Source organism: Bradyrhizobium sp. SHOUNA76 (assembly GCF_023006445.1).
In the GTDB taxonomy this organism is placed as follows: Bacteria; Pseudomonadota; Alphaproteobacteria; order Rhizobiales; family Xanthobacteraceae; genus Bradyrhizobium.
The window spans coordinates 1-4,422 of record NZ_JALBHA010000511.1 but is presented as its reverse complement, the minus strand read 5'-3'; the positions used below and the strand labels follow the sequence as shown (position 1 = coordinate 4,422).

Genomic DNA, 4,422 nt, shown 5'->3' with positions numbered 1-4,422 from the left:
AAGGCGCGCTCGCTACATTGGTAGAATTTGCCGTGCGTCACCTCGCCTTGCGCGCGCGAGGCCTCGACGAGATCGAACGCCACCACCTTGTGGCCGGCCTTGACCAGATTGGCCGCCATCGGGCCTCCCATGTTGCCCAGACCAATGAATGCGATCGTGGCCATTGTCGTTTCCTCCGCTGTCGTGTTGTTAGCTGAACTTCAGCTCGTCGGCGCCGATCTCGGCGAGATACGGCGCAAGCATCTGCGGCGTCACATCCTCGATCCGTGGCGGCGACCAGCTCGGATTGCGGTCCTTGTCGATCACGGCGGCGCGCACGCCTTCGCGAAAGTCGTCGCTGCGGAAGACTTCCAGCGCAGCCCGATATTCGCGCACCAGACACTCCTCCAGGCTTGAGGCGGTTCGCGCGAGCCGCAACAGCTTCAGCGTCACCACCATGCCCCGCGGAGATTTTTCGTTGAGCGTCTTCAGCGTGGCCAGCGCAAATTCCGAGCCGTCCCGTTTCAGCGCAGCAAAAATGTCGTCCATGCGATCGAAACCGAACAATGCATCGATCGCAGGCTCCTTTGCGGCCACCGGCCCCGCGGTCTCCCCGGTCTCAAAACCGCTGATGAGCTTGCTGACATCGGCTGCGGTCACGCCCTTCCGAACTTTCGTGAGCGCCTCGCGCAGCTCCGGCCATTCAGCCGCCGGCACAACCGCATCCGCGAACTTTGCGTGGATCGCGTCGGGGCCGTTCATGGTCTGGCCGGTCAGGCCAAAATAAGTGCCGATCTCGCCGGGCGAGCGCGACAGCAGCCAGGTGCCGCCGACATCGGGGAAGAAGCCGAGCCCGACCTCGGGCATGGCCAACCTGGTGCGATCGGTGACGACACGATGGCTGGCATGGCCTGACAGCCCGACGCCGCCGCCCATCACGAGGCCGTCCATGAACGCCACATACGGCTTCGGATATTTCGCGATCCGCGCATTCATGACGTATTCCTGGCGCCAGAACCGCGCGCCGAGATCGCCGCCTTCGCGCGAGCTCTCCCAGAGGCCGCGAATGTCGCCGCCGGCGCAGAGGCCGCGCTCGCCGGCGCCTTCCAGGATGATCGCGGCGACATCAGGATCGGTTTCGAACGTGTCGAGCGCCGCGTCGATGCCGATGGACATCTCCAGCGTCATTGCGTTGATCGCCTTGGGGCGGTTGAGGCGGATCACGCCCGCCGCGCCCTCGCGACGAACGATGAGATCACCCTCTTCCACTGCATTCATCGCGCGCCCTCGATCAGTTTGCGCGCCACGATCAGCCGCATGATTTCATTGGTGCCTTCAAGGATCTGGTGCACGCGCAGATCGCGCACGATCTTCTCGATGCCGTATTCGCTCAAGTACCCATAGCCGCCGTGGAGCTGGAGGGCGTGGTTGGCGACTTCGAAGCCGACGTCGGTGCCGAACCGCTTGGCCATCGCACACAGCATGGTGGCATCAGGGTCCTTGCGATCCAGCGCGGCGGCAGCGCGCCACAGGAAGGTGCGAGCAGCCTCGAGCTCGATCGCCATGTCGGCAAGGCGGAATTGCAGCGCCTGGAATTCGTCGAGCCGCTTTCCGAACGCCTTGCGCTCCTTCATGTAGGCGCGCGCCTTGTCGAGCGCGGTCTGCGCACCACCAAGCGAGCACGCCGTGATGTTGAGGCGGCCGCCGTCGAGGCCGGCCATCGCGATCTTGAAGCCGATGCCCTCCTCGCCGAGGCGATTGGCGACCGGCACGCGCGCGTTCTCGAACATGACGGCGCGGGTCGGCTGCGCGTTCCAGCCCATCTTGCGCTCGTTGGCGCCAAAGGAGACGCCGGGCGTCTTGCCGTCGATGACGAGGGTCGAGATGCCGCCGGGGCCATCGCCGCCGGTGCGCACCATCGCAACCAGCAGATCGGTGCCGCCAGCCCCTGAGATGAACTGCTTTTGGCCGTTGAGGACGTAATGATCGCCATCACGCACCGCGCGGGTGCGCAGCGCTGCGGCGTCCGAGCCGGCTCCCGGCTCGGTCAGGCAATAGCTCGCGATCAGCTCCATGGTGCAAAGCTTTGGCAGCCATGTGTGGCGCTGGGTGTCGCTGCCGAAGGCATCGATCATCCAGCTCGCCATGTTGTGGATGGAGATGAAGGCCGAGGTGGTCGGGCAGCCCGTCGCCAGCGCCTCGAAGATCAGCGCCGCGTCGAACCGCGTCATCGCGGATCCCCCGACGTCGTCGCGGATGTAGATGCCGCCCATGCCGAGCGTTGCCGCCTCGCGCATCACGTCGACGGGAAAATGCTTCTCCTCGTCCCAGCGCAACGCGTGCGGCGCGATCTTTTCCGCCGCAAACGCCAACGCCATGTCGCGAATTGCGATCTGATCCTCGTTCAGAGCGAACTGCATGCTGGGCTGCTCATTTTTCTCGTCATTGCGAGCGAAGCGAAGCAATCCAGACCGTCTCCGCGGAAAGATGCTGGATTGCTTCGTCGCAAGGGCTCCTCGCAATGACAGCCGAGGAACTTACTTCATCAGCGGGATCGAGAATTCCGCACCTTCCTTGACGCCGGACGGCCAGCGTGAGGTTACCGTCTTGGTCTTGGTGTAGAAGCGGACCGAGTCCGGGCCGTGCTGGTTGAGATCGCCGAAGCCCGACTTCTTCCAGCCGCCGAAGGTGTAATAGGCGATCGGCACCGGGATCGGCACGTTGATACCGACCATGCCGACGTTGACCTTGGCCGCGAAGTCGCGCGCGGCGTCGCCGTCGCGGGTGAAGATGGCAACGCCGTTGCCGTAGTCATGGTCCGACGGCAACGCCAGCGCTTCCTTGTAGTCGTGCGCACGCACGACCGAGAGCACGGGGCCAAAGATCTCTTCCTTGTAGATCCGCATGTCCTTGGTGACGTTGTCGAACAGCGAACCGCCGAGATAGAAGCCCTTCTCGTAGCCCTGCATCTTGAAGCCGCGGCCATCGACGGCGAGCGTGGCGCCTTCCTTAATGCCGATGTCGATGTAGCCCTTGACCTTCTCGACCGCCTCGCGCGTCACCAGCGGACCGTAATCGGCCGACGGATCGATCGAGGTACCGATCTTGAGCGACTCGACGCGCGGGATCAGCTTTTCCATCAGGCGGTCGGCGGTGGACTTGCCGACGGGAACGGCGACTGACACGGCCATGCAGCGCTCACCGGCCGAGCCGTAGCCCGCGCCGATCAGCGCGTCGACCGCCTGGTCCATGTCGGCGTCGGGCATGATGATGGCGTGGTTCTTGGCGCCGCCGAAGCACTGGCAACGCTTGCCGGTCTGCGCCGCACGCTCATAGATGTACTGCGCGATCGGCGTGGAGCCGACGAAGCCGACGGCCTTGATATCGGGATCGTCGAGGATGGCGTCGACCGCTTCCTTGTCGCCGTTGACGACGTTGAGGATGCCGGCGGGCAGGCCCGCCTCGATCATCAGCTCGGCTAGCAGCATCGGCACGCCGGGATCGCGCTCGGACGGCTTCAGGATGAAGGCGTTGCCGCAGGCGATCGCAGGCGCGAACTTCCACATCGGGATCATCGCCGGGAAGTTGAACGGCGTGATGCCGGCGACGACGCCGAGCGCCTGCCGCATCGAATAGATGTCGATGCCCGGGCCGGCGCCTTCGGTGTACTCGCCCTTCATCAGATGCGGGATGCCGCAGGCGAATTCGGCGACTTCGAGGCCACGCTGGATGTCGCCCTTGGCATCGGGCACGGTCTTGCCGTGCTCGCGCGCCAGCAGCTCGGCGAGCTTGTCGTAGTCGCGCTGCACCAGCTCGACGAATTTCATCATGACGCGGGCGCGGCGCTGCGGGTTGGTGGCGGCCCATTCCGGCTGCGCGGCACGGGCGTTCTCGACGGCAGCGCGGACCTCGGCTTTGGACGCCAGCGCGACCTTGGCCTGGACGTCACCGGTCATCGGCTCAAAGACGTCTGCCGTCCGGCCCGACGTGCCCTTTACTTCCTTGCCACCGATGAAATGTCCGACTGAACGCATGGAATGATCTCCTTGAGGCCGAGCTTGAACGCTTTGACAAATCCTATCGACCTGCATTTATTGGGATTCAAGTCTGAGATAATGCACCATAGATGTGCGAAAATGCTGGATCAAGGCGCTATCGATTGGGACGACTTCCGCTTCGTGCTGGCCATCGTGCGGGGCGGCTCGGTCTCGGCTGCGGCAAAACAGCTCGGGGTCGACCATGCCACGGTGATCCGCCGCGTCGACCGGCTGGAGAAGCACCTCTCGGCAAAGCTGTTCGACCGGCGCAAGACCGGCTATCTCCTCACCGAGGCCGGCCAGCGCGTCGCCGACAGCGCGGAAGCCATGGAATCGACCATCGTCGCCAACCAGGAGCAGGTCGGCGGCTCCGTGGCGCGGCTCACCGGGACGGTGCGGATCGGCG

The 4,422-nt window shown here is 64.6% G+C and carries 5 protein-coding genes; 1 reads left to right on the top strand and 4 read right to left on the bottom strand.

Features of this window, described 5'->3' with window-relative positions; genetic code table 11:
• The 4 genes from MOV74_RS32140 to MOV74_RS32125 form a co-directional block, all read right to left on the bottom strand.
• Positions 1-164: NAD(P)-binding domain-containing protein (locus MOV74_RS32140; RefSeq protein ID WP_246931023.1), on the bottom strand; the 164-nt coding region annotated here is incomplete at its 3' end.
• Positions 165-189: 25 nt separating this feature from the next.
• Complete coding sequence (locus tag MOV74_RS32135; protein ID WP_246931022.1) at positions 190-1,257, bottom strand: enoyl-CoA hydratase/isomerase family protein; 1,068 nt, start codon at positions 1,255-1,257, stop codon at positions 190-192.
• Positions 1,254-2,399, bottom strand: a complete 1,146-nt coding sequence (locus MOV74_RS32130; RefSeq protein ID WP_246931021.1) for an isobutyryl-CoA dehydrogenase — start codon at positions 2,397-2,399, stop codon at positions 1,254-1,256. The genes MOV74_RS32135 and MOV74_RS32130 overlap by 4 nt, the downstream gene beginning before the upstream one ends.
• A 117-nt stretch (positions 2,400-2,516) precedes the next feature.
• The gene (locus MOV74_RS32125; protein ID WP_246931020.1) at positions 2,517-4,013 is read right to left on the bottom strand and encodes a CoA-acylating methylmalonate-semialdehyde dehydrogenase; all 1,497 of its coding nucleotides are present in this window, start codon (positions 4,011-4,013) and stop codon (positions 2,517-2,519) included.
• Positions 4,014-4,115: 102 nt separating this feature from the next.
• Between MOV74_RS32125 and MOV74_RS32120 the strand changes: the two genes are divergently transcribed.
• Positions 4,116-4,422 (top strand): LysR family transcriptional regulator (locus MOV74_RS32120; RefSeq protein ID WP_246931019.1); only part of this gene is annotated, 307 nt, incomplete at its 3' end.

Excerpts from the sequence above, each read along its gene's own strand:
- MOV74_RS32130 (WP_246931021.1), bottom strand. The coding sequence starts at position 2,399 with ATGCAGTTCGCTCTGAACGAGGATCAGATCGCAATTCGCGACATGGCG.
- MOV74_RS32135 (WP_246931022.1), bottom strand. The coding sequence starts at position 1,257 with ATGAATGCAGTGGAAGAGGGTGATCTCATCGTTCGTCGCGAGGGCGCG.
- MOV74_RS32125 (WP_246931020.1), bottom strand. The coding sequence starts at position 4,013 with ATGCGTTCAGTCGGACATTTCATCGGTGGCAAGGAAGTAAAGGGCACG.